Annotated in this window: 1 protein-coding gene; it reads left to right on the forward strand. The window is 70.6% G+C overall.

The genetic code is table 11. The annotated features are described in order from the left end of the window. The coding region (locus tag LQ326_RS47355; RefSeq protein WP_234545404.1) for a M4 family metallopeptidase at positions 1-707 on the forward strand (707 nt) is incomplete at both ends.

Below are 707 nucleotides of genomic sequence, written 5' to 3' on the forward strand. Positions count from 1 at the left end.
GCCGCTGCGCTACATGGACAAGCCCAGCAAGGACGGTTCGTCGGCCGACAGCTGGTACTCCGGGGTCGGCAACCTCGACGTGCACTACTCCTCGGGCCCGGCGAACCACATGTTCTACCTGCTGTCCGAGGGCAGCGGCAGCAAGACCATCAACGGCGTCACGTACAACAGCCCCACCTCCGACGGCGTCGCCGTCGCCGGCATCGGCCGGGCCGCGGCCCTGCAGATCTGGTACAAGGCGCTGACGACGTACATGACGTCCAGCACCAACTACGCCGCCGCCCGCACCGCCGCCCTGAACGCGGCCGCCGCGCTGTACGGCACCAGCTCCACCCAGTACGCGGGTGTCGGCAACGCGTTCGCCGGCATCAACGTGGGCAGCCACATCACGGTGCCCTCGTCGGGCGTCACGGTCACCAATCCGGGCAGCCAGTCCTCGACCGTCGGCACCGCGGTGAGCCTGCAGATCTCGGCGAGCAGCACCAACAGCGGCTCGCTGACCTACGCGGTGACGGGGCTGCCGGCCGGCCTGTCGATCAGCAGCTCGACCGGCGCCATCACGGGTACGCCCACGACGGCGGGGACCTACAGCACGACCGTCACGGTGACCGACTCCACGGGCGCCGCCGGCACCGCGTCCTTCACCTGGACGGTCAGCTCCGGCGGGGGCGGCGGCTCCTGCACCTCCTCGCAGCTGCTCGGCAACG

Origin of the sequence: Streptomyces shenzhenensis, assembly GCF_021462265.1 — a bacterium.
In the GTDB taxonomy this organism is placed as follows: domain Bacteria; phylum Actinomycetota; class Actinomycetes; order Streptomycetales; family Streptomycetaceae; genus Streptomyces; species Streptomyces shenzhenensis.